This is a genomic window from Peribacillus sp. NPDC097284 (genome assembly GCF_044761765.1).
GTDB lineage: Bacteria > Bacillota > Bacilli > Bacillales > DSM-1321 > Peribacillus.
The window spans coordinates 440,852-467,744 of sequence record NZ_JBIWCZ010000002.1; the positions used below are offsets into that span (position 1 = coordinate 440,852).

25 protein-coding genes are annotated in these 26,893 nt (G+C 41.3%); 24 read left to right on the forward strand and 1 reads right to left on the reverse strand.

Annotation, left to right across the window (positions count from 1 at the left end; genetic code table 11):
• Positions 1 to 21: 21 nt before the first annotated feature.
• The 11 genes from ACIQXU_RS07920 to ACIQXU_RS07970 all read left to right on the forward strand — a co-directional run bounded on the left by ACIQXU_RS07920 (position 22) and on the right by ACIQXU_RS07970 (position 12,568).
• Positions 22 to 1,248, forward strand: coding sequence for a M16 family metallopeptidase (locus ACIQXU_RS07920; protein WP_402868417.1), 1,227 nt, complete (start codon positions 22 to 24; stop codon positions 1,246 to 1,248).
• A 139-nt stretch (positions 1,249 to 1,387) separates the two neighbouring features.
• Positions 1,388 to 1,666, forward strand: coding sequence for a YlmC/YmxH family sporulation protein (locus ACIQXU_RS07925; protein WP_402868419.1), 279 nt, complete (start codon positions 1,388 to 1,390; stop codon positions 1,664 to 1,666).
• A gap of 195 nt (positions 1,667 to 1,861) precedes the next feature.
• Positions 1,862 to 2,764, forward strand: coding sequence for a dipicolinic acid synthetase subunit A (gene dpaA / locus ACIQXU_RS07930; protein ID WP_402956345.1), 903 nt, complete (start codon positions 1,862 to 1,864; stop codon positions 2,762 to 2,764).
• Positions 2,761 to 3,363: a dipicolinate synthase subunit B gene (locus ACIQXU_RS07935; RefSeq protein ID WP_402956346.1), complete on the forward strand. Its 603-nt coding sequence runs from the start codon at positions 2,761 to 2,763 to the stop codon at positions 3,361 to 3,363. The genes dpaA and ACIQXU_RS07935 overlap by 4 nt, the downstream gene beginning before the upstream one ends.
• 224 nt (positions 3,364 to 3,587) lie before the next feature.
• Complete coding sequence (gene asd, locus ACIQXU_RS07940; RefSeq protein ID WP_402868424.1) at positions 3,588 to 4,643, forward strand: aspartate-semialdehyde dehydrogenase; 1,056 nt, start codon at positions 3,588 to 3,590, stop codon at positions 4,641 to 4,643.
• A gap of 94 nt (positions 4,644 to 4,737) precedes the next feature.
• Positions 4,738 to 5,964: an aspartate kinase gene (gene dapG / locus ACIQXU_RS07945; protein ID WP_402868426.1), complete on the forward strand. Its 1,227-nt coding sequence runs from the start codon at positions 4,738 to 4,740 to the stop codon at positions 5,962 to 5,964.
• A 39-nt stretch (positions 5,965 to 6,003) separates the two neighbouring features.
• On the forward strand, positions 6,004 to 6,873 hold the full coding sequence (gene dapA, locus ACIQXU_RS07950) for a 4-hydroxy-tetrahydrodipicolinate synthase (RefSeq protein ID WP_402868575.1): 870 nt from the start codon (positions 6,004 to 6,006) through the stop codon (positions 6,871 to 6,873).
• A 296-nt stretch (positions 6,874 to 7,169) separates the two neighbouring features.
• Positions 7,170 to 8,840, forward strand: coding sequence for a ribonuclease J (locus ACIQXU_RS07955; RefSeq protein ID WP_402868428.1), 1,671 nt, complete (start codon positions 7,170 to 7,172; stop codon positions 8,838 to 8,840).
• A gap of 213 nt (positions 8,841 to 9,053) precedes the next feature.
• Positions 9,054 to 9,791: a ClpP family protease gene (locus ACIQXU_RS07960; RefSeq protein ID WP_402868430.1), complete on the forward strand. Its 738-nt coding sequence runs from the start codon at positions 9,054 to 9,056 to the stop codon at positions 9,789 to 9,791.
• Positions 9,788 to 10,015 carry a YlzJ-like family protein gene (locus tag ACIQXU_RS07965; RefSeq protein WP_402868431.1) on the forward strand — a complete coding sequence of 76 codons (228 nt, stop codon included), beginning with the start codon at positions 9,788 to 9,790 and terminating at the stop codon, positions 10,013 to 10,015. The genes ACIQXU_RS07960 and ACIQXU_RS07965 overlap by 4 nt, the downstream gene beginning before the upstream one ends.
• Positions 10,016 to 10,234: 219 nt before the next feature.
• On the forward strand, positions 10,235 to 12,568 hold the full coding sequence (locus ACIQXU_RS07970) for a DNA translocase FtsK (RefSeq protein ID WP_483878350.1): 2,334 nt from the start codon (positions 10,235 to 10,237) through the stop codon (positions 12,566 to 12,568).
• A 35-nt stretch (positions 12,569 to 12,603) separates the two neighbouring features.
• Here the strand turns inward: ACIQXU_RS07970 and ACIQXU_RS07975 are convergent, their stop codons facing one another.
• The gene (locus ACIQXU_RS07975; RefSeq protein WP_402868433.1) at positions 12,604 to 12,903 is read right to left on the reverse strand and encodes a DUF6509 family protein; all 300 of its coding nucleotides are present in this window, start codon (positions 12,901 to 12,903) and stop codon (positions 12,604 to 12,606) included.
• 313 nt (positions 12,904 to 13,216) lie between these two features.
• Between ACIQXU_RS07975 and ACIQXU_RS07980 the strand changes: the two genes are divergently transcribed.
• The 13 genes from ACIQXU_RS07980 (at position 13,217) to ACIQXU_RS08040 (ending at position 26,767) form a co-directional block, all read left to right on the forward strand.
• Positions 13,217 to 13,942, forward strand: a complete 726-nt coding sequence (locus ACIQXU_RS07980) for a GntR family transcriptional regulator (RefSeq protein WP_402868435.1) — start codon at positions 13,217 to 13,219, stop codon at positions 13,940 to 13,942.
• A 153-nt stretch (positions 13,943 to 14,095) separates the two neighbouring features.
• Entirely contained in the window at positions 14,096 to 15,193 is a 1,098-nt protein-coding gene (locus ACIQXU_RS07985; RefSeq protein WP_402868437.1) for a BMP family lipoprotein, read from the forward strand.
• A 188-nt stretch (positions 15,194 to 15,381) separates the two neighbouring features.
• Positions 15,382 to 16,917 (forward strand): ABC transporter ATP-binding protein, encoded by a 1,536-nt coding sequence (locus ACIQXU_RS07990; RefSeq protein ID WP_402987964.1) that lies wholly within the window; start codon positions 15,382 to 15,384, stop codon positions 16,915 to 16,917.
• Complete coding sequence (locus ACIQXU_RS07995) at positions 16,910 to 17,980, forward strand: ABC transporter permease (RefSeq protein ID WP_402987972.1); 1,071 nt, start codon at positions 16,910 to 16,912, stop codon at positions 17,978 to 17,980. Before ACIQXU_RS07990 ends, ACIQXU_RS07995 begins: the two co-directional genes overlap by 8 nt.
• Positions 17,981 to 18,940, forward strand: coding sequence for an ABC transporter permease (locus ACIQXU_RS08000; protein WP_402987978.1), 960 nt, complete (start codon positions 17,981 to 17,983; stop codon positions 18,938 to 18,940). It abuts the gene before it with no gap.
• Positions 18,941 to 19,153: 213 nt separating this feature from the next.
• Positions 19,154 to 20,434, forward strand: a complete 1,281-nt coding sequence (gene yfmF, locus ACIQXU_RS08005; protein ID WP_402987982.1) for an EF-P 5-aminopentanol modification-associated protein YfmF — start codon at positions 19,154 to 19,156, stop codon at positions 20,432 to 20,434.
• Positions 20,434 to 21,720, forward strand: coding sequence for an EF-P 5-aminopentanol modification-associated protein YfmH (gene yfmH, locus ACIQXU_RS08010; RefSeq protein ID WP_402987986.1), 1,287 nt, complete (start codon positions 20,434 to 20,436; stop codon positions 21,718 to 21,720). The genes yfmF and yfmH overlap by 1 nt, the downstream gene beginning before the upstream one ends.
• A gap of 14 nt (positions 21,721 to 21,734) precedes the next feature.
• A complete protein-coding gene (ymfI, locus tag ACIQXU_RS08015) occupies positions 21,735 to 22,466 on the forward strand; it encodes an elongation factor P 5-aminopentanone reductase (RefSeq protein ID WP_402987989.1) in 732 nt (243 codons plus the stop codon).
• 82 nt (positions 22,467 to 22,548) lie between these two features.
• Positions 22,549 to 22,806: a DUF3243 domain-containing protein gene (locus tag ACIQXU_RS08020; RefSeq protein WP_402868451.1), complete on the forward strand. Its 258-nt coding sequence runs from the start codon at positions 22,549 to 22,551 to the stop codon at positions 22,804 to 22,806.
• Between the two features lie 244 nt (positions 22,807 to 23,050).
• The gene (locus ACIQXU_RS08025; protein WP_402868453.1) at positions 23,051 to 23,842 is read left to right on the forward strand and encodes a DUF3388 domain-containing protein; all 792 of its coding nucleotides are present in this window, start codon (positions 23,051 to 23,053) and stop codon (positions 23,840 to 23,842) included.
• Positions 23,843 to 23,850: 8 nt separating this feature from the next.
• Positions 23,851 to 24,759 (forward strand): helix-turn-helix domain-containing protein, encoded by a 909-nt coding sequence (locus ACIQXU_RS08030; RefSeq protein WP_402987992.1) that lies wholly within the window; start codon positions 23,851 to 23,853, stop codon positions 24,757 to 24,759.
• Positions 24,760 to 24,933: 174 nt separating this feature from the next.
• Positions 24,934 to 25,518: a CDP-diacylglycerol--glycerol-3-phosphate 3-phosphatidyltransferase gene (gene pgsA / locus ACIQXU_RS08035; RefSeq protein WP_402956357.1), complete on the forward strand. Its 585-nt coding sequence runs from the start codon at positions 24,934 to 24,936 to the stop codon at positions 25,516 to 25,518.
• Positions 25,519 to 25,534: 16 nt separating this feature from the next.
• Positions 25,535 to 26,767 carry a competence/damage-inducible protein A gene (locus ACIQXU_RS08040; protein WP_402987995.1) on the forward strand — a complete coding sequence of 411 codons (1,233 nt, stop codon included), beginning with the start codon at positions 25,535 to 25,537 and terminating at the stop codon, positions 26,765 to 26,767.
• The last annotated feature ends 126 nt before the right edge of the window (positions 26,768 to 26,893 follow it).

The window sequence follows — 26,893 nt, forward strand, 5'->3', positions numbered from 1 at the left end:
AATGATTGGGAGGAATGTTAGTTGATTAAGAAATACACGTGTCAAAATGGAGTAAGAATAGTATTGGAAAATATTCCAACAGTGCGTTCAGCGGCAATTGGAGTTTGGATCAAGACCGGTTCGCGGAATGAAACACCGGAACTGAATGGTGTATCCCATTTTCTTGAGCATATGTTTTTCAAAGGGACGACAACGAGGAACGCGCGTGAAATCGCCGAGTCGTTTGACAGCATTGGCGGCCAAGTGAATGCATTTACTTCAAAAGAGTATACATGCTACTATGCTAAAGTAATGGATAACCATGCAAGCTATGCTCTTGAAATTCTTGCTGATATGTTCTTCAACTCTACATTTGATGAGGAAGAATTGAAAAAAGAAAAAAATGTTGTCTATGAAGAAATCAAAATGTATGAAGATACACCCGATGATATCGTCCATGACCTTTTGAGCAAGGCTGTCTATGAAAATCATCCTCTTGGCTATCCAATCCTTGGTACGGAAAGTACGTTGGAAACATTCAATAGTGAAACACTTAAGAAATATGTTCATGATATGTATACGCCTGATAAAGTCGTCATCTCGATTGCTGGAAATGTGGACGAGAAGTTGATTCAGGAAGTGGAAAGTTACTTTGGTTCCTATCAAGGTGGGGAAGAGCGTCTTGAATTGGTGAAGCCTTCGTTCCATGAAAATAGAATCACTCGTAAAAAAGAGACTGAACAAGCACACCTATGCCTCGGTTTCAAAGGTTTGGAAATCGGAAATGATAAAACCTATAGTCTAGTCACATTGAATAATATCCTTGGAGGTAGCATGAGTAGCCGTCTATTCCAAGAGGTCCGTGAGCAACGTGGGCTGGCCTACTCGGTATATTCTTACCATTCAAGCTACCAGGATACGGGTTTAGTGACCATTTATGGTGGGACAGGCACAAGCCAGCTTGACAGCTTGTATGATACGATCCAGGAGACGCTTGCTACGCTGAAAAGAGACGGAATCACAGAAAAAGAATTGCGAAATAGTAAGGAACAGCTAAAAGGTAGCTTAATGCTAAGCCTTGAGAGCACAAACAGCCGAATGAGCCGTAATGGCAAAAATGAGCTAATGCTAGGTGAGCATCGTTCACTGGATGATATCATCGTCAAGATTGATGAAGTTACGGAAGATAGTGTCAATGAACTAGCAAACCGTATCTTCACAGAACACTCTTTATCGTTGGTGAGCCCTTTGGAAAATTGGGATAAATAAATATCTACGACCTGTTCTTCTGTTTAGGAGAGCAGGTTTTTTTTGGAAGGAAGGGGACGACTATTTTTATAAATGCCTTCTAAGTTCTCTTGATTTCGGATATAGATGGAATTAAGGAGAAAAAAAGGGGGATACGGATTTGAGGCTGAGTGAATTAAGTGGAAAAGAGATAGTCGATGTGAACAGGGCAGAACGATTAGGTGTCCTGGGACAAACGGATTTGGAATTTGACGAAACGGGACAAATTACCACTTTGGTCATTCCTTCAGTAAAGTGGTTTGGGCTTTTCAGAAATGGAAGTGAAATCAGGGTACCATGGAATCACATTAAAAAAGTGGGAACGGATATGCTCATTATCGATTTTAGGGAAGAACTTGAAGCTCATTCGGTGGAAGACGGAGAACATATGGATGGATAGGAATGAAAATGAGAAAAGACTAAAGAGCGCCTTAGCTGGTAATAGCTATAGGCGTTTTTACTTTTCTAATCACCGTTCTTTATTTCAGTACATAAGATGGATGGAGACTGAATGAATATCGGATAACAAAACGCCTTCAAGAGTTGATCTTGGGCGAGGAGTGGGTTGGATTTTTAAAAAGAAGGTGACGATTTAATGCTCACAGACATGCAAATCGCTGTAATCGGTGGGGATGCGCGTCAGCTTGAAGTTGTTCGTAAACTGACTGAGCTAGATGCGAAGCTGTTTTTAGTAGGGTTTGAACAGCTTGACCATGCGTTTACAGGTGCGGTTAAGGAGAAATTAGAAGATATAAATTTTACGGAACTGGATGCAGTTATCTTGCCTGTGCGAGGGACGGATTCAACCGGTAAAGTGGAAACCATCTTCTCCAGTGAAGATGTTTTCTTGACCGAGTCCATGATAAATGACACGCCAAAGGATTGTGTATTTTATTCAGGAATCAGTAATGATTACCTCGATCGACTATTCAAGGAAGCAGATCGTAAACTCGTACTCTTATTTGAACGAGACGATGTAGCGATATACAATTCGATTCCCACCGTAGAGGGCGCAATCATGATGGCTATTCAACACACGGATTTTACCATCCATGGATCGGATGTTGCCGTTCTAGGCCTAGGAAGGGTTGGGATGAGTGTGGCACGATCATTTCAAGCACTTGGAGCCAAAGTGAAGGTAGGGGCGAGGAAAAGCGAAGATATTGCGAGAATTACTGAAATGGCGATAATCCCTTTTCATCTAAATGATCTTGCGTCCGAAATGAAAAATGTTGATATTTGCATTAATACCATCCCTTTTCCAATCATTACAGCAGACGTTCTTGCAAACATGCCCGTTCACACTTTGATTATTGACCTTGCTTCAAAGCCTGGAGGGACGGATTTTCGTTTTGCGGAAAAAAGGGGAATTAAAGCGTTATTGGCGCCAAGCCTACCGGGGATAGTGGCCCCGAAAACTGCCGGTCAAATTTTGGCGAATGCACTTGGGGTCTTGATCCAAGGGGAATTCTTGAAAAGAAAGGGGAAAAAATTATGAGTCTGAAAGGTAAACGGATCGGTTTTGGATTGACAGGATCGCATTGCACATACGATAGTGTGTTTCCCGAGATAGAAAAACTTATAAATGAAGGGGCAGAAGTCATTCCGATTGTGACATCCACTGTTCAAAATACGGAAACACGCTTTGGAAATGGGGAGGACTGGGTTGCACGTATAGAAAAATTGACGGGAAATGAAGCCGTTGATACAATCGTCAAAGCAGAGCCATTAGGACCTAAATTGCCGCTAGACTGCATGGTCATTGCTCCGTTGACCGGGAATTCGATGAGTAAGATGGCAAATGCCCTTACAGATTCGCCTGTACTTATGGCTGCAAAAGCGACGATGAGAAATCACCGTCCAGTTGTGGTTGCGATTTCAACCAACGATGCCCTTGGTTTGAATGGTGTAAATTTAATGAGGCTGATGGCTGCAAAGGATATTTATTTTGTTCCATACGGCCAAGATAATCCGGTAGGCAAACCGAGCTCGATGGTGGCGAGAATGAGTTTGATTCGGGATACCATCGTGGCGGCAATAGAAGGAGAACAAATACAGCCAGTGATTATTGAAAGGTTCAAAGATGATGTAATCTAATTGTCGTTCCATAATGCCTAAATCCAGGAAATGTCATTTGTTCATGCTTTGCAACCAGTTGGAATTATCGTTAAGAACCAAAAACAATCTATACTACCAGAATATTTTGTTAAAGTGCGTTCTTTCGAATGTTAATGTGTTAAAATATATGATATTCTGAGCAAGTAGAAATAATTAGACAAATTATAAACCAACTTTTAGAGATAGAAAAGGAGTATGGACAAATGACCGGGACACAGGGATTGCATATTGCAGTAGTAGGAGCGACTGGAGCAGTAGGACAACAAATGATTTCAACACTTGAACAACGGGATTTACCGATTAAGAAAATCATCTTTTTATCATCGGCTCGTTCTGCAGGGACTAAATTGTCATTTAAAGGCGAAGAAATCGAAGTTCAGGAAGCAAAACCTGAAAGCTTTGAAGGCATAGATATCGCTCTTTTCAGTGCAGGAGGAAGTGTGTCTAAGGAATTGGCTCCTGAAGCAGTAAAAAGAGGAGCGATAGTAGTAGATAATACAAGCGCGTTCCGCATGGATGAAAATGTTCCGCTTGTTGTACCGGAAGTAAATGAAGAGGACTTGAAACAGCATAACGGGATCATTGCCAACCCGAATTGCTCAACAATCCAGATGGTTGTTGCATTGGAACCAATCCGTCAAGAGTTTGGTTTATCAAAGGTAGTCGTTTCAACATACCAGGCAGTATCTGGAGCTGGAGTCGCTGCGATAAACGAACTAAAGGATCAGGCTCGTGATCTTCTGGATGAAAAAGAAATCGAACCAAAAATCTTGCCGGTAAAAGGGGATGCCAAGCATTATCAAATTGCTTTCAATGTCATTCCACAAATCGATAGGTTCCAAGATAATGGATTCACGTTTGAAGAAATGAAAATGATTAATGAAACAAAGAAAATCATGCATATGGAAGAGCTACCTGTAGCGGCAACTTGCGTAAGGCTTCCTGTTGTAACGGGGCATTCGGAATCCGTATACATCGAAGTCGAAAAAGAAGGCATTTCTGCGTCTGAGATCAAGAATTTGATGAAAACGGCACCGGGAGTCGTATTAGAAGATGAGCCAGAACAACAGGTTTATCCAACGCCTGCATCATCTGTCGGCAAGAATGACGTATTCGTTGGCCGGATCCGTAAAGATTTAGATGAAGATAAAGGCTTCCATTTATGGATAGTTTCCGATAACCTATTAAAAGGGGCAGCATGGAATTCTGTCCAAATAGCTGAAAGCCTTTTAAAATTAGGGTTAGTGACAGTTAAGTAAGGTAAAAACTCAAGCAGCTAAGACTTGTCAACATGATAGAGAGTTAGGTCAGCTTCCTTAACGGGGGAGCTGGCTTATATTTGGGGTGAGAATAGTGAAAATAATCGTCCAGAAATTCGGTGGGACATCAGTCCGGGACGAAGAGAGCCGGGCCCATGCCAAGAATCATATCGAAAGGGCAATTAAAGAAGGCTACAAAGTGGTGGTCGTTGTTTCTGCCATGGGTAGGAAAGGCGATCCATATGCGACGGATACGTTACTTTCTTTAGTGAATGGTTCCAACGCCCGCCTCTCCAAGCGGGAACAGGATTTACTAATGTCGGTAGGGGAAACGATCTCTTCTGTCGTATTTACGAATATGTTATTGGAACATGGAATCGAGGCTACTGCATACACAGGTGCTCAAGCAGGGTTCCAGACGAATTATGAATTTTCGAGTGCGAAAATCATTGAAATGAAATGTGACCGTCTTCTGAAAGAACTTGAATTGAAGGATGTCGTCGTGGTCGCAGGCTTCCAAGGGGCCGCTAAAAATGGGGACATGACAACTATTGGACGAGGTGGAAGTGACACTTCGGCTGCTGCATTGGGGGCGGCTTTACAGGCTGACCGCGTTGATATTTTCACGGACGTCGAAGGTATCATGACCGCTGATCCACGGATTGCAGAGCATGCACGCCCATTATCGATCGTTTCATATACTGAGGTATGCAATATGGCATATCAAGGCGCTAAAGTCATCCATCCCCGCGCGGTCGAAATTGCTATGCAGGCAAAAGTACCAATCCGGATTCGTTCGACATACAGTGAAGGGTTGGGAACTCTGGTTACCAGTGTCAATAAAGGAAGCCAAGGTAGTGATATCAGGGAAAGACTCGTTACAGGAATCGCTCATGTTTCGAAAATCACCCAAATTAAGGTGAATGCAAAAAAAGGACAATATAATTTACAGGCAGAAGTGTTTAAAGCAATGGCAAATGCATCTATTTCCGTAGACTTTATCAATATTTCTCCGCATGGTGTCGTGTATACGGTCACGGAAGAGATGACCGAACTTGCACTTTCCATTCTTACAGGAATGGGACATGAGCCTCTCGTTGAGCGGAATTGTGCGAAGGTATCAGTCGTGGGAGCAGGCATCAACGGAGTACCTGGGGTTGCATCAAAAATTGTCACAGCATTATCGGAAAATGAAATCTCGATTCTACAATCCGCGGATAGCCATACGACTATATGGGTTCTAGTGAAGGAAGAAGATTTAATCAAGGCTGTAAATTCACTTCATGATGCATTCCATTTACATGAAATAGAAGCAGAATAATCTATTATATAGAGGTTTTAAAAATTAAAGAGGTGTTAAATAATGATATTTGGTAGAGTATCAACCGCAATGGTCACCCCTTTCGATAGCAAGGGAAACGTTGATTTTCAAAAAACAACTAAATTAGTCAATTACTTATTATCGAACGGAACGGATTCGCTTGTACTTGCGGGTACAACTGGGGAATCACCGACATTATCCTCGGAAGAGAAGATAGCCTTGCTTCGCCATGTCACCAAGGTTGTAGAAAAACGGGTGCCAATCATCATGGGAACTGGGAGCAATAACACATATGCTTCCATTGAGCTGACTAAAAAAGCAGAAAAGAATGGCGCCGACGCAATCATGTTGGTGGCTCCTTATTATAGTAAAACGAATCAGGAAGGCCTATACCAACATTTTAAAGCGATTGCCGAAAGTACGACATTGCCGGTCATGGTTTATAACATTCCGGGACGTGCTTCGGTCAATATTGAACCGGAGACCATTATTCGCCTTGCGGAAATACCGAATATCGTGGCTGTGAAAGAGGCGAGCGGCGATTTAAACGCCATGACCCAAATCATTGCCGAAACGGATGAAGATTTCGCTTTATATAGTGGCGATGATGCTTTAACCCTTCCTGTACTAGCAATCGGTGGGGTTGGGGTCGTATCGGTTGCTTCCCATGTAGCCGGGAATGAAATGCAGAAAATTGTTGAAGCTTTCGTCACTGGGAACTTATCGGAAGCGGCGAGACTTCATCAGGAGCTACTCCCGCTCATAAAAGGCTTATTTGCAGCACCAAGCCCTGCGCCTGTTAAAACGGCTCTTCAAATTCGTGGCATAGATGTAGGCTCAGTCAGGTTACCAATTGTACCATTGACTGAAAAAGAGCGCTTAACGCTCATATCCGTCTTAAATAAATAAAAATAATCACCAAACAAGCTGATCGTTTAATGATTGGCTTGTTTTTACATAGAGAATGATTAGTTTTGGGATTCCCGTATTATTTTCTTTCCAGTTATAGGATAAAGGCTTATACTTCTAATAGTCTTTTCTTTAAAAAAGACAAAAATTGAGAAGTGGGACCTATACATATACGCATGGCCAAGTAGAGGAAAAAATCTTTCTAAAAATGGTATGTGTTGTCATGTTTTTTGAACTTGAGTTATAATGAAATCATTGGAACTTATGAACGGCTATTTTTTAAGGAGGATATTCGATTGGGTAAAGATAAAAATAATGGAATTAAAGTGATTTCTCTTGGGGGACAAGGGGAACTTGGTAAAAATATGTATGTAGTTGAGGTGAACGATGACCTTTATCTTTTGGATGCAGGTTTGATGTTGCCGGAAGAAGAAATGCTTGGCATCGATGCTGTTATACCTGATATTTCTTATTTGATGGATAACAAAGAACGGATTCAGGGGATTTTTATAACGCATGGTCATGAAGATCATATGGGAGCCCTAGCTTATGTATTGAAGTATTTACCTGTTCCTGTTTATGGGACAAAGTTAACACTAGCGCTGATTAAGACTAAGTTGAAGGAAGATGGCTTTAATGGCCGGGCAATTTTTACTGAGATTGACTCTGATTCCCTTTTGAGTTTCCCAGAGGCTGCTGTTTCCTTTTTCCGTACGAACCATAGTATCCCTGATTCTGTGGGAGTGGTCATCCATACCCGTGAAGGGGCCATCGTCTACACCGGTGATTTCAAGTTTGATCAAGCTGCGACCGAACTGTATAAACCGGAAATAGGCAAAATGGCAAGTATAGGAGAAGAAGGGGTCCTGTGTCTCCTATCTGATAGCACAGGAGCGGAGAAACCAGGCTATACACCATCCGAAGCGGTAGTGGCCAAGGATATTACCGAAGCTTTCCGTTCCACATCCGGAAGAATTATCGTTGCCTGCTTTGCTTCGAACGTAAATCGAATTCAGCATGTTTTCAATGCGGCTGCAGCGAATAAAAGGAAAGTGGCCGTTGTTGGAAAAAGTCTGAAGCGGGTATATGAAACAGCCTTAAATCTAGGTTACTTAAAAGTGGAAGAAGATTTAATCATTCCGGTCAGTGAAATCAGCCAATACGAAGACCGTGAAATTGTGGTGCTATCAACGGGTCATCAAGGGGAGCCGATAGCGGCACTTCAAAAAATGGCGAAGCAGACTCATAAGCAAGTTACGATTAAGAAAGGGGATACGGTCTTGATCAGTGCGTCCCCACTACAGGGTGGAGAACTCATTCTATCAAAAACCGTCGACTTACTTTACCGGGTGGGTGCGGAAGTCGTTTCTTCTAATAAATATAAGGTCCATGTTACGGGCCATGGTAGTCAGGAAGAATTGAAAATGATGATCAACCTGATGAACCCTAAGTTTTTCATACCGGTACATGGGGAATACCGTCACCTTTATTCTCACCAAAAAGTAGGTATCTCTGCCGGAATCAAGCCGGAAAACATCATGATTGCTGAAAAAGGTGACGTCATTGAAATGAATGGTGATAAGATTGCCCTTTCAGGCAAGGTAACTGCTGGAAATATTTTAATTGATGGCAGTGGTGTTGGTGATGTCGGGAATATCGTACTCCGTGATCGCCGTCTGTTATCACAAGATGGTATATTGATTGTTGTTGTCACGTTGAATCGACAAGATAAGAGCATTGCTGCAGGTCCGGAAATCATCTCCCGTGGATTCGTATATGTACGTGAATCAGAAAAAATGATGACGGAAGCAACAGCCATTGTCAATGAGATAGTGAAGAAAAACGGTTCTCGTCAGCCTTTCGATTGGTCCACGCTGAAACAGGAAATGCGTGATGCGCTAAACCAATTCTTCTATGAAAAAACAAAGCGTCGCCCGATGATATTACCCATCATCATGGAATATTAATAAAGAAGGGATTTTCATACCCCTTTTTCAAATAAGTGAAAATGCAAAAGGCAGCAACGTTCATACAACGTTTCTGCCTTTTTGTATTCCTTTCGATTTCGATTTTTATAAGGGGCAAGGCTTTTTCTCATGCAGGCTATCTGACTGGAAGAATGAAGTTTAAGACTCGAGACATAATAAGGGCGTAGGCTTTTGAGAAAGGGGTTGCCATAAGTGGATACACCATTACCAAATGAAAATGAAGGACGGCAGGAAGGTAAAAATTCAACTTTAATTGAGAAGATTCAGCAGTTGGGAACAACAAGTGTCCCACAATTATCGAAAGACTCAAAAATCCATTGTTTGACGATCATTGGTCAAATTGAAGGTCACATGCAACTTCCTCCACAAAATAAAACGACAAAGTATGAGCATGTTATTCCTCAAATTGTTGCGATTGAACAAAATCCTAATATTGAGGGGTTACTTGTCATTTTAAATACCGTCGGAGGAGACGTGGAAGCGGGACTAGCCATTGCCGAGATGTTAGCTTCCTTGTCTAAGCCGTCCGTCTCCATCGTTTTAGGCGGCGGACATTCCATTGGGGTGCCGATTGCCGTATCTTGTGATTATTCCTTTATAGCAGAGACGGCGACCATGACGATCCATCCTATTAGGTTGACAGGTATGGTCATTGGAGTACCGCAAACATTTGAATACTTAGATAAAATGCAGGAACGGGTCATAAAGTTTGTCACACGGCATTCCAATGTTACCGAAGACAGTTTTAAAGATCTAATGTTCGCTAAAGGAAATTTAACGAGGGATATAGGCACGAATGTAATCGGGGTGGAAGCGGTCGATGTAGGAATGATTGATGGTGTCGGAGGAGTAGGGCAGGCGATGAGGAAACTGAATGAATTCATGGAGGAAAGAAGTACAAATAAAGGAGAAGAGGGGCTACTGCAATGACACTTTATACGATCGTTCCAGAAGAAATCATCTTCCCTCATCCCCATGAGAAAATTGCACAAATGATTGAAATGAAGGTGAATGGGGTTCATGTTATGGTGGAACATGAAGGAGGAAGTTCGTTTCGCATTGATCGGATCGTGAGTACGAATCCTGAGGATTACATGAAGACCAATGTACAGCCTGGTGAAGTCGTCAATGTATTCGAACCGTTGAGAAATTAGAAAAAAGGACCAACGGAGAGAAATTATGATATACTAATGAAAAAATTAGCAGCCCTTTGGCTGCTTTATTCATTGGTTTGATTATTCCATGTTAGATAAGACACGAACAAGGGACAACATGATATTTTTTTGATATAATCGATGAGCGAACATTTGTTTCCTATTGAGTTGTACCATATGAATGGAAAGAAGTTTCAAGAAGAATCAGGTGATTTTATGGTGAAGAAGAAAAAAAGGAAAAAGAAAAGTACAGAAAAATTAAAGATTACGCTTAAATATGAATTGATTGGTCTGATTATAATAAGTCTGGCCGTCATTGCCATTGCAAAACTAGGGGCAGTGGGAAATGGTACCGTCCTTTTAGTCCGTTTCTTTATGGGGGAGTGGTATATCCTCTTTTTATTAGGGGCAATAACGGCGGGCTTTTATTTGATGATTAAAAGAGAAGTTCCATATTTGCTGAAACGGCAGTTAATTGGTTTGTATTTCATTGTTGCGAGTATGCTACTGCTTAGTCATGTCACCCTCTTTAATTTATTGGCCGAAGGTGGTCCTTTCGCAAAGCCAAGTGTCATTTCGAATACTTGGGAATTGTTCTGGATGGAAGTGACCGGAAATGCTAGCACAAAGGATCTTGGCGGTGGGATGGTTGGTGCTGTTTTATTCGCTGCTTCTTATTTCTTGTTCGATGAAGCGGGTTCAAAAATCGTATCCATCGTCCTAATAATCATCGGGATTGTATTACTGACTGGGAAAACACTAGGCGATACTCTTGGTAAATTTGCCTTCGCCCTTGGTAGCTTTGTTAAAAGGCAATGGACCGCGTTTAGTGATGATATGAAAACCTGGAAGAACGATAAGAAACAGAAGAAAAAAGATCCGGTCAAAAAGAAAAAACGTGAAAAAGAACCAGTGGAAGAAGAGGTTCATGCCATACAGCAGGAAGAAGAGACACAACAAGTGGCGACAGAGCGTATTATTTCAAGCTTTGCAGATAAAGCATACGGTGATGATGAAAAGGATGAACAACCGTCTGCTGAAACGCTACCTTCGGCTGAAGTTGAAGAAGAACATGACGATCCTGTTCCCGCCATCAATTTTACGGAAGTAGAAAATAAAGAATATGCTCTACCGCCACTTTCCTTGTTATCGCAACCGAAAAAAACGGATCAAAGTGGAGAGTATCAATTAATTCATGAAAATGCGGCAAAGCTTGAACGTACTTTTCAGAGCTTTGGGGTCAAAGCAAGAGTCACTCAAGTTTATTTGGGACCGGCTGTCACTAAATATGAAGTGCACCCGGATGTAGGGGTGAAAGTCAGTAAAATAGTGAGCCTTTCCGATGACCTGGCACTGGCACTTGCAGCTAAAGATATCCGGATGGAAGCACCGATTCCAGGTAAATCGGCGATTGGGATTGAGGTGCCGAATTCCGAGGTGGCAATGGTTTCCCTTAGAGAAGTATTGGATGCAAAAGAAGTGGACAAGCCGGATGCCAAGCTGCAAATTGGTCTAGGCCGAAATATTTCCGGTGAAGCGGTTAAGGCGGAACTTAATAAAATGCCCCATTTACTGGTAGCGGGGGCTACAGGCAGTGGGAAATCCGTCTGTATCAACGGCATTATCACAAGTATCTTGATGCGGGCAAAACCTCATGAAGTGAAGATGATGATGATTGATCCGAAAATGGTGGAACTCAATGTCTATAATGGAATTCCGCATTTACTGGCACCAGTCGTGACTAATCCAAAAAAAGCGGCCCAAGCTTTGCAAAAAGTGGTCAGTGAAATGGAACGACGCTACGAGCTCTTTTCACACACGGGTACGCGTAATATAGAAGGCTATAACGATTACGTTAACCGTTTTAACAGTGAAGAAGATTCCAAACAACCGTTGTTACCCTATATAGTAGTGATAGTCGATGAGCTGGCTGATTTGATGATGGTGGCTTCAAATGACGTAGAAGATGCTATCACACGTCTTGCACAGATGGCAAGGGCAGCGGGCATCCACTTAATCATAGCCACTCAGCGACCCTCTGTAGATGTTATTACGGGTGTCATCAAAGCCAACATCCCATCCAGGATCGCTTTTAGTGTCTCCTCCTCAACAGATTCAAGAACCATACTCGATATGGGAGGTGCGGAGAAACTGCTAGGCCGTGGAGATATGCTATTTTTACCTGTTGGATCTTCAAAACCTATTCGCGTCCAAGGGGCTTTCTTATCTGATCATGAAGTTGAAGAAGTGGTCACTTTCGTCATTTCCCAACAGAAAGCTCAGTACAACGAAGAAATGATTCCGGATGAGATACCGGAGACGTCAAGCGGTGAAGTCGAAGATAGTTTATATGGGGAAGCGGTGGCTTTAATTACCGAAATGCAGACAGCTTCTGTCTCGATGCTTCAGCGCCGTTTCAGGATTGGCTATACGCGGGCTGCAAGGTTAATCGATGAAATGGAAGCAAGGGGAATCGTCGGTCCATATGAAGGAAGTAAACCACGTAATGTGTTAATTTCCAAAGATGATCATGATGAAGCGCATTTATCTTAGGTATAAAAAAATACCGGGCAACTGCCCGGTATTTTTTAATTTACTGTCGCTTCGTCTAGATGCTCTAGGCAGAAGGCAGTAATCATGGCTACTTCTTCATCTTCTAACTCGAAATCAAACAGTTGATCGCTGCCTTTTTCTAGAATGTCATATTTAACAAGTCTGCCATTCTGTTCTTCGACAACAAATAAAACCCGGATATATAAACCGTTCTCTGAAAAGAGTTCGTCCTCTTCCGGAACTTCAATATCTAAAAAGTATTCAAAGCGGTCTCCGGATAAGATTCCGAATGGGTCGGTCAATTTTTCTACGGTATATTCTGTAATGTTTAACATAATTCGATCATCCCTTCAAAGAAGATAAGTTCTATTATACAGCAAAACGGATTCTTGGAAAGAAAGCAGTGTCATTTTCGCAATAAGAATTTTACCCATGACCAATAGTTGGATTAGGGCAAATAATCGTAAGATTTGCAACGTTTTTACTACGTGGAAGAAAATAGGGGGGTATATTCTACTAAATTCTTTTCAGTTAATTAGTAAAACTCTATTTATTTATAGTTGAAAAAATGTTATATTATTTTCGATTAGTAGGAATGATTCAACATCAGATGTCTGATGTCTTAAGAAACAAGCTGGGGGAAACTGTATGTCTATTAAATCAGATAGTCGACATTTATATTTGCAGGTCATTGATTACCTGAAGCAAGATATTGAATCAGGAGTTTACAAGGAAAATGAAAAATTCCCTTCTGAATTCGATCTTGCAAAAAAGCTAGGAGTGAGTAGAGCGACGCTTCGTGAAGCACTGCGAATTTTAGAAGAAGAAAATATCATCATTCGCCGCCATGGAGTCGGAACCTTTGTCAATCCTAAGCCACGGTTCACTTCAGGTATCGAGCAACTAAAAAGTGTCACGGATATGATTGAGGAGGCAGGGATGAAGCCGGGGACGTTTTTCTTAAGTTCGACGACTCAAGAACCAACAGAAGAGGATATCCGCAGGTTTTCATGTACACCGGATGAACGCATCGTGATTATTGAACGTGTAAGAACAGCGAATGGTGAGCCTGTCATCTACTGTATCGATAAAATTCCTGAATCTATTCTCTCGGTGAATTTCGACCGTAATGATGAGTCTCTTTTTGATATATTGGAAAGGGACGCTGATAGGAAAATCACCCATGCCGTAGCTGAAATAGAGCCTATCGGATACCATGAGAAGGTTTCTCCTATCCTTAAATGTACGCCTGAAGCTGCCTTGCTCGTTCTAAAGCAGATGCATCTGGATGACTGGGACCAGCCTATCTTGTATTCTGTTAACTACTTTAAAGCCAATATGTTCAGTTTTCATGTCCTTCGGAAACGGGTGTAGGCATAGTCCCTTACATAAGGATGAATGCAAACGTTTGTTTCCACTATGGCACACCGTTAACCGTTTAGTTTTTTTGTGGACCATTGAAAACGCAAACATGAATGACTTTTCAGAACATTCCTGCTCAAACCATCAATCTTAGGAGGAAAAAAAATGAAAAAGCGTAAATTGGGTTTAGCTCTTTCGCTTGTTCTTGCTGCTGGTACATTATTGGGGGCTTGTGGTAATTCAGAGGACGATGATAAAGAATCTTCTACTGGGAAAGACAAGAAAGATAATTTCACAGTAGCGATGGTGACCGATACGGGTGGAGTTGATGATGAGTCTTTCAACCAATCCGCTTGGGTAGGAATTCAGGACTTCGGGAAAGAAAATAACTTGAAAAAAGGTAAGGATGGATACAATTACCTGCAATCGAAATCGGATGCTGACTATGCAAAGAACTTGAATACGCTTGTCCGTGAAGATTACAGTTTGATTTATGCCATTGGTTTCTTATTAGCAGAGTCAGTTGAAGAAGTAGCTGACCAACGTCCTGATTCACATTTTGCTATCGTCGATACTGTTGTGGATAAACCGAATGTTGCAAGTATTAATTTCAAAGAACAGCAAGGTTCCTTCTTGGTTGGGGTTATAGCTGGACTTCAAACGAAAACGAACAAAGTCGGTTTTATCGGCGGAGTTGAATCCGAATTAATCAAAAAATTCGAAATCGGATTCAAAGCTGGTGTATTGGCAGTAAACCCGAAAGCAAAAGTAGAAGTCAAGTATGCCGGTGATTTCAATAAGGCTGATATCGGTAAATCTACTGCTGGGTCTATGTACTCTTCAGGAGCAGATATCATTTATCATGCTGCTGGCGGTACGGGTAAAGGTGTATTCACTGAAGCAGTGGAACAAAAACAAAAAGATCCTAAGAGAGAAATTTATGTAATTGGTGTGGATAGTGATCAAGTTAAACTGGGAGATGTTCCAGGAACAGATGAAAATGTTACATTAACATCCATGATCAAACGCGTTGATATTGCGGTTAAAGACCTTTCTACAAAAGCGAAGGATGGAAAATTCCCTGGTGGAGAAACCATTGAATATGGTATCGAAGAGAATGGTGTAGGCATTTCAGAATCGAAAGACAATGTTTCTGAAGAATCTTTAAAAGCAGTAGAAGAATGGACTGCGAAAATCAAGTCAGGTGATTTAGTGGTTCCTGGCACGGATGATGAATTCAAAAAATTCCAAGAAGAATTATAATCAGAAAGATCGAGAGGGAGTAGGGAACATTTTCCTATTCCTTCTTTTCCCCAAAAACGCTGGTGGAAAAAAATGAATGAAAGACTATGAAAGATTCATAGTTTCTCATTTGGTTTTTTCTAATAAGGTAGGGATAAGCCAATCTTCTAGTTAAGTTTCATATACACTCATTTAGGGGTTGATTATACGTGGATTATGTAATTGAGATGCTGAACATCCGAAAGGAGTTTCCTGGAATCGTCGCTAATGATAATGTAACCCTTCAAGTGAAAAAAGGGGAGATTCACGCATTATTGGGTGAAAATGGTGCCGGAAAATCGACATTGATGAATGTTCTGTTTGGACTTTACCAACCAGAACAAGGGGAAATTCGAGTGAATGGAGAGCCCCATAAAATCACAAGTCCAAATATTGCAAATGATTTAGGAATCGGGATGGTGCATCAGCATTTTATGCTTGTTGATCCTTTTACTGTCACTGAAAATATCATTTTGGGAAAAGAACCTTCAAAGGCTGGGAAAATTGATTTAAAAGAGGCGAGTGAAGAAGTTCGGAAACTATCGGAACAATACCAGCTTCGTGTTGACCCTCATGCGAAAATTGCCGACATTTCGATAGGGATGCAACAACGTGTCGAAATTTTGAAAACACTCTACCGTGGGGCAGAGATTCTCATATTCGATGAACCTACGGCCGTATTGACCCCTCAAGAGATTAAAGAGCTGATAACGATTATGAAGGCGCTCGTTAGAGAAGGGAAATCTATCATTTTGATCACCCACAAACTTAAGGAAATCATGGAAGTTTGTGATCGTGTGACAGTCATCCGTAAAGGACAAGGAATTGGGACGGTTACTGTCAGTGAAACAAACCCCAATGAACTAGCTAGTTTAATGGTTGGCCGGGAAGTCCTATTTAAAACGGAAAAAACGGAAGGTACCCCAACGGATGTCGTTTTAGATGTAAAAGGACTTGAAGTGAAGGATGCCAGGGGAGTTTCAGCCGTAAGGAACCTGGATTTAACCGTCCGTGCTGGAGAAATTGTCGGTATCGCAGGAGTGGATGGCAATGGTCAATCCGAACTCATTGAGGCTTTGGCCGGTTTAAGGAAAACGACAGCTGGTAGCATTCAATTGAATGGCAAGGAAATCCGGAATCTAAAACCACGGAAAATTACGGAATCAGGGGTAGGACATATCCCGGAAGACCGTCATAAGCATGGCTTGGTCCTCGATTATAGCATTGGGGAAAACATTGTCCTGCAAACGTATTATCAACAGCCATTTTCCAAAGGTGGAATCTTGAATTCAAGAAAAATATTCGAAAAAGCTCGTTCTTTAATTAAATCTTATGATGTTCGTACACCAAGTGAGTATACACCTGCAAGGGCTCTATCGGGAGGAAACCAGCAGAAAGCAATCATCGGCCGGGAAGTTGATAGAAACCCGGATTTATTGATTGCCGCACAGCCCACTCGAGGACTCGATGTTGGAGCGATTGAATTTATTCATAAACGTTTGATTGAACAACGTGATGCGGGCAAGGCGGTACTTCTCATCTCATTCGAACTGGATGAAATCATGAATGTGAGCGATAGAATTGCTGTTATATACGAGGGAGAAATCGTGGCCATTGTCAATCCTAAAGAAACGACAGAACAGGAACTTGGGCTTCTTATGGCTGGCAGTAAACGGACGGGAGCAGGTGAGAAACAACATGACTAAAGACAAAATCATGAAGTTTGTATCTAAATATTTATCCAAATTACTAAACCCGGTGATTGCCGTCATCCTCGGTTTAATTGTAGGGGCTATCATCATGTTGGTCAGTGGATACGATCCAATTGCAGGATATGGTTCCATGCTTGGCGGCATTGTTGGGGATTCTTATTATGTGGGAGAATCAGTCAGGACGATCATCCCTTATATCCTTACCGGTTTGGCGGTCGCTTTTGCTTTTCGTACGGGTCTATTCAATATCGGTGTTGAAGGACAATTAATCGTAGGCTGGCTGGCTGCAGTATGGGTAGGAATTGCTTTTGAACTTCCTGGGATCATTCATTTACCTTTAGCGATTTTAGCAGGGGCCGCTGCAGGAGCTCTGTGGGCCTTTATCCCGGGGTATTTAAAAGCGAAATTTCGTGTACACGAAGTAATCGTTTCTATCATGCTAAATTATACGGCCTTATATGTAACGAACTATTTAATCCGGAACGTATTGACGGACAAGCTGGATAAAACAGAGAGAATTGCTGATTCTGCTTCTCTTCGTTCACCTTTCTTTGAAAGTATGACCGATTATTCCCGGATGCACTGGGGAATTGTCGTAGCCATCATATGTGTGATCATCATGTGGTTCATTTTAGAAAAAACCAAAACCGGTTTTGAATTGAAAGCGGTTGGATTTAATCAGCATGCATCTGAGTACGCAGGGATGAGCGTCAATAAGAACATTATCCTATCCATGGTCATTTCAGGTGCATTCGCTGGTCTTGCTGGAGCGATGGAAGGATTGGGTACATTCGGATATGCTGCCGTAAAAGGCGGATTCACAGGTATGGGATTTGATGGTATCGCAGTCGCGTTACTCGGAGCGAATACGGCCATCGGTGTTGTGTTGGCAGCCTTATTATTCGGTGGACTAAAAGCCGGGGCATTGAACATGCCACTTGAAACAGGCATACCTAGTGAAATTGTAGACATTGTCATTGCATTGATCATCTTCTTCGTAGCATCCAGTTACTTTATTCGTTGGATTGCCAATCGTTTTAAGAAAGGGGTGAAATAAGTGGACTTTTATCAAGTTTTACAAATTATTGTACCATCAATGATCGCTCTAGCTGCTCCGCTTATATTCACGGCACTCGGCGGAGTATTTTCTGAACGGGCTGGCGTCATCAATATTGGGTTAGAAGGATTAATGGTCATTGGTGCTTTCACCGGGATTGTATTTAACTTAACCTTTGCCGAAACATTTGGCGCTTGGACTCCGTGGCTGGCAGTTTTAGCCGCTATGGTTGCCGGATTGTTATTTTCGGTTCTCCATGCCGTTGCGTCGATCACATTCAGGGCGGACCAAACGGTTAGTGGGGTCGCCATCAACTTATTGGCAGTCGGGCTCACGATGTTTTTAGTCAAGCTGATTTATGATAAAGGACAAACAGATCGTATTACGGAAACATTCCCGAGGATTGATGTCCCATTATTAAGCGATATCCCATTCATCGGTCCAATCTTCTTCTCGAATGGATACTATATCGTCTATATCGCTATTTTAATTTCATTTGTCGTATGGTATATCCTTTATAAAACGCCGTTCGGCTTACGAATCCGGGCTGTAGGGGAGCACCCGATGGCCGCTGATACGATGGGTGTCAACGTTACGAAAATTCGGTATGCAGGCGTTCTTCTTTCAGGTGCTTTTGGGGGAATCGGCGGAGCAATATATGCGACCATCTTTTCTAATGAATTCAACCATGCGACCATCAATGGTCAAGGGTTCATGGCTATTGCGGCCATGATATTTGGTAAGTGGCACCCAATCGGGGCTATGGGAGCCGCCTTATTCTTTGGACTGGCTCAAAGCTTGAGTATTGTGGGATCAAGCTTACCATTCTTTAAAGACATACCATCTGTCTATCTATTAATTGCGCCTTATGTTCTAACAATTATCGCATTAACTGGATTCATCGGTCGCGCAGATGCACCTAAGGCATCTGGTCAGCCGTATATCAAAGGAAACAGATAAAAGTTTGACGGTCAGCTATTATAATGCTGACCGTTTTTTTTCATGTCAGGGACAGAGTAAAGATAGTTAAGTTGGAACTTTTACAAAAAAAGTACCTGCAACTTGCATGAATTTTCCTTTGACATGTATATTTTAAGGAGATGTTTAAAAGATTACGTATCTACAAACAATAACTTAATTAAGAATGCATTCCATATCGAGGAGGATTAATCCATGTCTATTGCATCCGACACAGTTACAGAAAAAAGCGGATATAAGCTGCATATTGTCCATACGGATAAATATAAAACAAACACGCTCGTGTTGAAAATGAAAGCTCCACTGACTAAGGATTCCGTTACATACCGTGCTTTATTGCCATATGTGCTTCAAAGCAGTACAAGTAAATTCCCAACTACGCCCGAGCTTCGGTCTTATTTGGATGATCTATATGGAGCGGGCTTTTACGTCGATGTGGCAAAAAAAGGGGAATATCAAGTCGTGAGCTTTACCATTGATATCGTCAACGAAAAGTTCTTAAGCGACCCGACCCCCCTTCTGGAAAAAGCTTTTGCGTTGCTTTCTGAAGTGATCTTTCATCCCAAAACAAATGGAGGGGCTTTTGATGCCAAGACTGTTACCAATGAAATCAGGTCATTAAGGCAACGTATTCAGTCAATCTATGATGATAAAATGAGATACTCCGCTACTCGTCTTGTCGAGGAAATGTGTAAAAATGAGCCATATGCTTTGGAGGCCAGTGGCAATTTAGAAGACCTGGAGACCATTACTCCACAATCACTTTATGCTTTTTATGAAAAAATGCTGGCTCAGGATGATATCGATCTGTATGTCATTGGTGATATTGATGAGTCAGAAGTGGAGAAGCTGGCTGACCGATATATTTCCCTTCCGGAACGGGTTCCGGCCCGACTTCAAAGAAATATAGGGGGAAAAGTTGAGAAAGAACAAGAAATCATTGAGAGTGCTGATGTGAAACAAGGGAAGTTGAATATGGGGTATCGGACGCATATTTCATATGGAGATCCCGACTATTATGCCCTCCAGCTGTTTAATGGGATTTTTGGCGGTTTTTCACATTCAAAACTTTTCATCAATGTCAGGGAAAAAGCAAGCCTGGCTTATTATGCTGCCTCAAGACTTGAAAGTCATAAGGGACTTCTAATGGTGATGGCTGGCATCGAAAATGCTAACTATAAGCAGGCGATAGATATCATTCATGAACAAATGAAGGAAATGAAGCAAGGGAATTTTTCGGAAGAAGAATTGGAGCAAACGAAAGCTGTCATTAAAAATCAACTTCTAGAAACCATTGATGTATCAAGGGGATTAGTCGAAATCCTCTATCATAATGTTCTATCGGGGAAAGATATCTCACTTGATGAATGGTTTGAAAAAACGGAACAGACAACCAAGGAAGATATTATCAAAGTTGGCCAAAAGATTGAGCTAGATACAATTTACTTCCTATCTGGAACGGAGGTGCAAGAATAATGGAAAAAATTGAATTCGCCCAATTAAAAGAAGAGCTCTATCATGAAAAAATGGAGAATGGATTAGAGGTATATATTCTTCCAAAAAAAGAGTTTAACAAATCATTCGCCACGTTTACGACAAAGTACGGTTCAGTTGACAGCCATTTCAAACCATTGAACCAAGAAGTATTTACAAAAGTACCGGATGGAATTGCCCATTTCTTAGAGCATAAGTTATTTGAAAAAGAAGACGGAGACGTGTTTCAACAATTCTCTAAGCAGGGTGCGTCCGCCAATGCCTTCACATCGTTTACAAGGACGGCTTATCTTTTTTCGAGCACATCGAATTTTGAAAGGAACTTAACCACATTAATAGACTTCGTCCAAGAACCTTATTTCTCCGAGAAGACCGTCGAGAAGGAAAAAGGCATTATAGGACAAGAAATTAATATGTATGATGACAACCCTGATTGGCGTTTATATTTTGGTACGATTGCGAACATGTACCATCACCATCCTGTGAAGATCGACATCGCAGGCACAGTCGAATCAATCGCAGATATTACGAAAGACATGCTTTATGATTGTTACAATACGTTCTATCATCCAAGCAACATGCTATTATTCGTTGTAGGACCAGTGGATGTGGAGAAAACGATGAAGCAGATACGGGATAATCAAAACGGTAAAGACTACCGGGAACAACCGGAAATCGAACGGAGATTCGAAAAGGAGCCCGATACAGTAGCTAAGGATAAGGACATTTTAAAAATGAATGTTCAAACACCGAAAGTGATGATTGGAATCAAGGCCAATGATGTTTTTCAAACAGGCGAACAACTTTTGAAACGGGAACTGGCAACGAATATATACTTAGAAATGCTGTTCGGGAAAAGTTCATCCCTTCATGAAGGCCTGTATGAGGAGGGATTGATTGATCAAAGCTTCTCGTATGATTATACCCAGGAACAAGGGTTTGGTTTCGCTTTAATTGGTGGAGACACGGCCAATCCTGAAAAATTAACAAAGTCTTTGTTGGAAATCCTGGAGAATTCTAAAAAAGGTACTGGTTTAAGTGAAGAAAGTTTGCAAAGAACAATTAAGAAAAAAATTGGTTCTTTCCTTCGCTCACTGAATTCACCCGAATATATTGCCAACCAATTTACGCGGTATGCATTCAATGAGATGAAATTATTCGATGTGGTAGCAGTTTTGGAAAAACTTAAAATGGAAGACATCGAACAGATTGCCAAGGATCTAATCTCCGTTGAGCGGATGACGGTCTGTGAGGTACTTCCTAAATAACATATAGAGGGGGCATGAAAGTGGAAAAGCGTTTTGCCCTTATAACGGGAGCTAGCGGAGGAATCGGCAGGGAAATTGCTTTAAAACTTGCGGAAGAAAATTATTCACTTTATTTACATTACAATAGCAATGAGGAAGCCATTCATGATCTAATTGAACAACTTCGTCCATTTCAGGTCGAACTCATCCCGATTCAGGCAGATTTGTCTACCGGGGACGGTTACAAAAAATTGGTGGAAAATATATTTGCTCTTCATGCCATCGTCCTTAATAGCGGGAATAGTTATTATGGACTCATATCAGACATGACTGAGCAGATTGTCAATGAAATGGTTCAGCTACATGTGACCAGCCCTTTTCAATTAACCAAGGAATTGTTGCCTAAATTAATGTATCAAGAAAAGGCGGCCATCGTCGCAGTTACATCCATCTGGGGTCAGACAGGTGCTTCATGTGAAGTGCTTTATTCGATGGTCAAGGGAGGGCAAAATGCCTTTATCAAGGCATTAAGCAAAGAAGTATCATTAAATGGACTTCGTGTAAACGCCGTCGCCCCTGGCGCGATTTCAACTTCCATGCTGGAATCTTTTAGTGCGGAGGATTTGGAAATCATTAAAGGCGACATCCCAATGGGCAGGATGGGGAGTGCCAAGGAAGTGGCGGAAGCCGTTTCCTATTTACTTTCCGATAAGGCTTCTTATATAACCGGGCAAATCCTTGGTGTAAATGGCGGTTGGTACACTTGAATAAAATTTTTTAAGATGCATAATTTCATCGTTTCCTTCACAAAATATACTTGTACTATTTTGAAGGAAAGGGTGACCACACATGTCTGTATTAGACAATTGGGATCAATGGAAAAATTTCTTGGGAGACCGTCTTAATGAGGGTGAACGCCAAGGGTTGAATGATGAGACAGTAAATAGCTTGGCTTTCGAAATCGGTGATTACTTAGCTAAGCAGGTTGAGCCCCAAAACGACCAAGAAAAAGTGCTAGCTGATCTTTGGTCCGTTGCGAGCGATGAGGAAAAACAAGCAATGGCAAATGTAATGGTCAAGTTAGTCGAGAACAACGGAACAAAGTAAATATGTGAAGATAAAGGCCCCGTTACCCTTGTAATGGGGCCTTTATCTTGGTTATATAAAATATTCCGCTATCCTTCAATGAAAATGGAGATTTTTTATAGGGTTTTTCCTTTTAACTTATCAAGAAATACTATATTATAGAATCTAGACAGTAATAATTTAAAAGTAAAGAAGATGAAATAGTATGATGGATAAGTAATACTCGATGGTTGGATAAAAGCTTCTAGGCTTAAGGAGTGTTATCGTGGAGAAAAAAGAATGGTATTTTGAATATGAAATTCAAGTTAACCGTCCAGGTTTATTAGGGGACATATCATCTTTGCTGGGTATGCTATCCATTAATATCATCACTATTAACGGTGTCGACCAAGGCAGGCGAGGTTTGCTTTTAAGGGCAAACGACAGCCGAAATATAGAGAGATTTGAGTCCATTCTCCATACGATGGATACGATAAAGGTCATTAAACTTAGAGAACCCAAATTACGCGATCGGCTTGCGGTCAGACATGGCCGTTATATACAACGTGATGCCGATGAAAAAAACACATTCAGATTTGTTCGTGATGAATTGGGCTTACTGGTGGACTTTATGGCCGAACTATTCAAACAAGAAGGTCACAAGTTAATCGGTATTCGAGGAATGCCCCGAGTCGGAAAGACCGAATCGATAGTTGCATCAAGCGTTTGTGCGAATAAAAGATGGTTGTTTGTGTCATCTACCCTTCTAAAGCAGACGATTCGCAGTCAACTTATCGAGGATGAGTACAATAATGATAATTTGTTTATTCTAGACGGAATTGTATCAACCCGTCGCGCCAATGAGAGACATTGGCAGCTTATCCGTGAAATAATGAGGCTTGATGCTGTCAAAGTCATTGAACATCCAGATGTGTTTGTTCAAAATACGGAGTATACGCTCGAAGACTTTGATTATATTATTGAACTAAGAAACAATCCAGAAGAAGAAATTACATATGAAGTTGTGGACCAAAAAGATCAGTTTTCTGGTTCGGAATTTGGATCCTTTGACTTTTAAAATGGCAGGTGTTTTATTTGACTGAATTAGGTAATCGATTAAAAGAAACTAGGGAAGCCAAAGGGCTTACCCTTGATGATTTACAGGAACTGACAAAGATTCAAAAGCGGTATCTTGTAGGGATTGAAGAGGGAAATTATAGTATGATGCCCGGAAAGTTTTATGTGCGGGCATTCATCAAGCAATATTGTGAAGCTGTAGGTCTGGACCCTGATGAAATATTCGAGGAGTTCAAGAGCGACGTGCCATCTGTCTATAGCGAGGAACTGCCTGAACAGCTTTCAAGGGTACAAACCCGTAAGACGATTCCGGCAAAAGACTCCAAATTTGTAGAGATGTTGCCTAAAATCCTAGGTGTGATCGTGGTAATTGGTGTCGCTATATTGATTTGGGTGTTGGTTTCCAATAGTATGAGTAAGTCCAATGACAATGATAAAAAGAGCGATAAACCGAATGAAGTGGTTGGATATAACGAAAGTAATGAGTTTAACGAAAAAGAAGAAAAAGTAGATAAAGACCAGAAAGAAGAAACAGATACAGCTGATAAAAAGGATAAAGACAATGCTGTAGAAGAAGAAGAAGAAAAGATTGAGCAGGATTTGACTGTTGTCAGTTCTAGCGGTAAAAATAGTACGTATGAGTTAAAAGGTTCGGATACTTTCAAATTGAAAGTTTCCTCTAAAGGTTCGCCATGGGTAGGTATTACAAATGGTGAAGGGAAATTACTTTTCCAAGGGACAATCAAGGAAAATGAAAGTGAGGAAATAGATTTTACTGAAGAAAAAGAAGCTGTCATTAATATTGGTAGAGCAAACGAAACGGAAATTTTTGTCAATGATGAAAAGCTTGAGTATACTATTTCACCCAATGATATGACTACGCAATTGGTTACGATACAATTTACGAAAGCGGAATAGTCATCTCTTAGATGACTATTTTTCTCTTTTCTATATGGAAAATGTCCATGTTAAACCGGCATACATCAATGATTTTGAGGTAAATTATACATAGGTAAACCTGGCCATTGGCCACATTACAATGATGGAAAGCGCATTGCCTAAAAGCAAGCGTATATTTTGGAGGTTAAAAGTTTGAATCTGCCTAATAAGATTACAGTAGCAAGAATCTGTCTAATTCCAGTTTTTTTAATCATCATGCTCGTACCTTTTTCTTGGGGAACACTTACTTGGGGAGAGTATACATTGCCGGTGGCGCATCTAGCGGGGGCTATACTTTTCATCATAGCTTCTACTACGGATTGGATTGATGGTCATTTTGCAAGAAAATATAATTTGGTTACTGATTTAGGGAAGTTTTTAGACCCGTTGGCCGATAAATTACTTGTTTCGGCAGCATTGATTGTTTTAGTTGACTTAAATTTAATGTATGGCCAGTCCTGGATTGCCATCGTCATTATCAGTCGGGAATTTGCCGTTACTGGTTTACGCCTGGTTTTAGCCGGTACGGGTGAAGTGGTCGCGGCCAACCAATTGGGTAAAATTAAAACATGGGCACAAATTGTCTCAATATCTGCTTTATTGCTTCATAACCTGCCATTTGCTTTTATTTCGCTTCCATTTGCCAATATCGCTCTATGGATTGCGTTAATCTTTACAATATGGTCTGGGGCCGATTATTTTGTGAAAAACAAGCAAGCTTTCATTAATTCTAAGTAACGAAGGGGTCGTTGATATGGATGCAGAAATCATTGCAGTGGGCTCTGAACTTCTATTGGGGCAAATTAACAATACAAACGGAAGGTTTTTATCGCAACAGTTTGCTGAAATGGGTGTCAATGTTTTTTACCATACTGTCGTCGGAGATAATGACCGTCGTCTGCAACAAGCCATAGAGATTGCTGAGTCACGGGCTAACTTAATTGTCTTTACTGGTGGCCTTGGTCCAACGAAGGATGATTTAACGAAGGAGACAATTTCTCGCCACATTGGGAAAAAGCTCGTCTTTGATGAGGATGCACTACAATCCATAGAAGCGTACTTTCAAAAGCGCGGTCGTCCAATGACTGAAAATAATAAGAAGCAGGCTCTTGTTTTGGAAGGCTGTGATGTATTGCCAAACGACCATGGCATGGCACCCGGAATGGTCTTGGCTAAATCGGGAATCACATATATGCTGCTTCCTGGTCCACCAAGCGAAATGGAACCAATGTTCTTAAACTACGGATATGAAGCAATCATGAAAAGGCTTGAAAAGCATGAACGAATTGATTCGAAGGTTCTTCGTTTCTACGGAATAGGGGAAGCGGAGCTGGAAACGGTGATAGAAGATCTTCTCGTAGACCAAACCAATCCAACCATTGCCCCACTTGCAGCTGAAGGGGAAGTGACTTTAAGGATTACAGCAAAAGAATCGTCTAAAGAAAAGTGTGAAGAGCTTATTTTGGGAGCGGAGAAGGAAATCCTTAGTCGGGTCGGTCAATATTATTATGGAAGTGATAATACATCGCTGATAAAAGAACTGGTTAAAGAATTAACGGTCCGTAAGCTAACGATCGCGGCGGCGGAAAGTTTGACCGGTGGAATGTTTCAAGAACAGTTAACGACCATACCAGGTGCTGGAAAAGTGTTCAAAGGCGGTATTGTCAGCTATACAAACGATGCAAAGGCGGATGTGCTAGGCGTAAGCGAAGGAACCATTTCAACTCATGGCGTCGTGAGCGGAGAGTGTGCCATGGAAATGGCCTCTAAGGTACGGGAGAAGCTTGATGCAGATGTAGGTATCAGTTTTACTGGAGTGGCAGGACCCGATGAACAAGAAGGGAAACCAGTGGGTACTGTATTCATTGGCATTTCCTTACGGGGTGGGGACACTCGCTTTGAAGAGTTGAATTTATCTGGAAGCAGGGCGCAAAACCGAGTAAGAAGTGTAAAATATGGTTGCCATTATTTATTACGGGGTTTATAAGCGACATAAAAGCAGAGCTCAAAAGGCTCTGTTCAGACTGTAGACAAACTCGATGAAAATCGACTTTGCCTACAGTTTTTTTTGTTTTAAAATAGAAGTATTAAAACTTGGAGTGATGAGGATGCT

What these genes read in the sequence shown, in the direction of transcription:
- ACIQXU_RS07965 (WP_402868431.1), top strand. Translation starts at nt 9,788, where the DNA reads ATGACACTTTATACGATCGTTCCAGAAGAAATCATCTTCCCTCATCCC.
- yfmF (WP_402987982.1), top strand. Translation starts at nt 19,154, where the DNA reads ATGTCTATTGCATCCGACACAGTTACAGAAAAAAGCGGATATAAGCTG.
- ACIQXU_RS07995 (WP_402987972.1), top strand. Translation starts at nt 16,910, where the DNA reads ATGACTAAAGACAAAATCATGAAGTTTGTATCTAAATATTTATCCAAA.
- ACIQXU_RS08040 (WP_402987995.1), top strand. Translation starts at nt 25,535, where the DNA reads ATGGATGCAGAAATCATTGCAGTGGGCTCTGAACTTCTATTGGGGCAA.
- yfmH (WP_402987986.1), top strand. Translation starts at nt 20,434, where the DNA reads ATGGAAAAAATTGAATTCGCCCAATTAAAAGAAGAGCTCTATCATGAA.
- ACIQXU_RS07985 (WP_402868437.1), top strand. Translation starts at nt 14,096, where the DNA reads ATGAAAAAGCGTAAATTGGGTTTAGCTCTTTCGCTTGTTCTTGCTGCT.
- ACIQXU_RS07975 (WP_402868433.1), bottom strand. Translation starts at nt 12,903, where the DNA reads ATGTTAAACATTACAGAATATACCGTAGAAAAATTGACCGACCCATTC.
- ACIQXU_RS07980 (WP_402868435.1), top strand. Translation starts at nt 13,217, where the DNA reads ATGTCTATTAAATCAGATAGTCGACATTTATATTTGCAGGTCATTGAT.
- ACIQXU_RS07935 (WP_402956346.1), top strand. Translation starts at nt 2,761, where the DNA reads ATGAGTCTGAAAGGTAAACGGATCGGTTTTGGATTGACAGGATCGCAT.
- dpaA (WP_402956345.1), top strand. Translation starts at nt 1,862, where the DNA reads ATGCTCACAGACATGCAAATCGCTGTAATCGGTGGGGATGCGCGTCAG.
- ymfI (WP_402987989.1), top strand. Translation starts at nt 21,735, where the DNA reads ATGAAAGTGGAAAAGCGTTTTGCCCTTATAACGGGAGCTAGCGGAGGA.
- asd (WP_402868424.1), top strand. Translation starts at nt 3,588, where the DNA reads ATGACCGGGACACAGGGATTGCATATTGCAGTAGTAGGAGCGACTGGA.
- ACIQXU_RS08020 (WP_402868451.1), top strand. Translation starts at nt 22,549, where the DNA reads ATGTCTGTATTAGACAATTGGGATCAATGGAAAAATTTCTTGGGAGAC.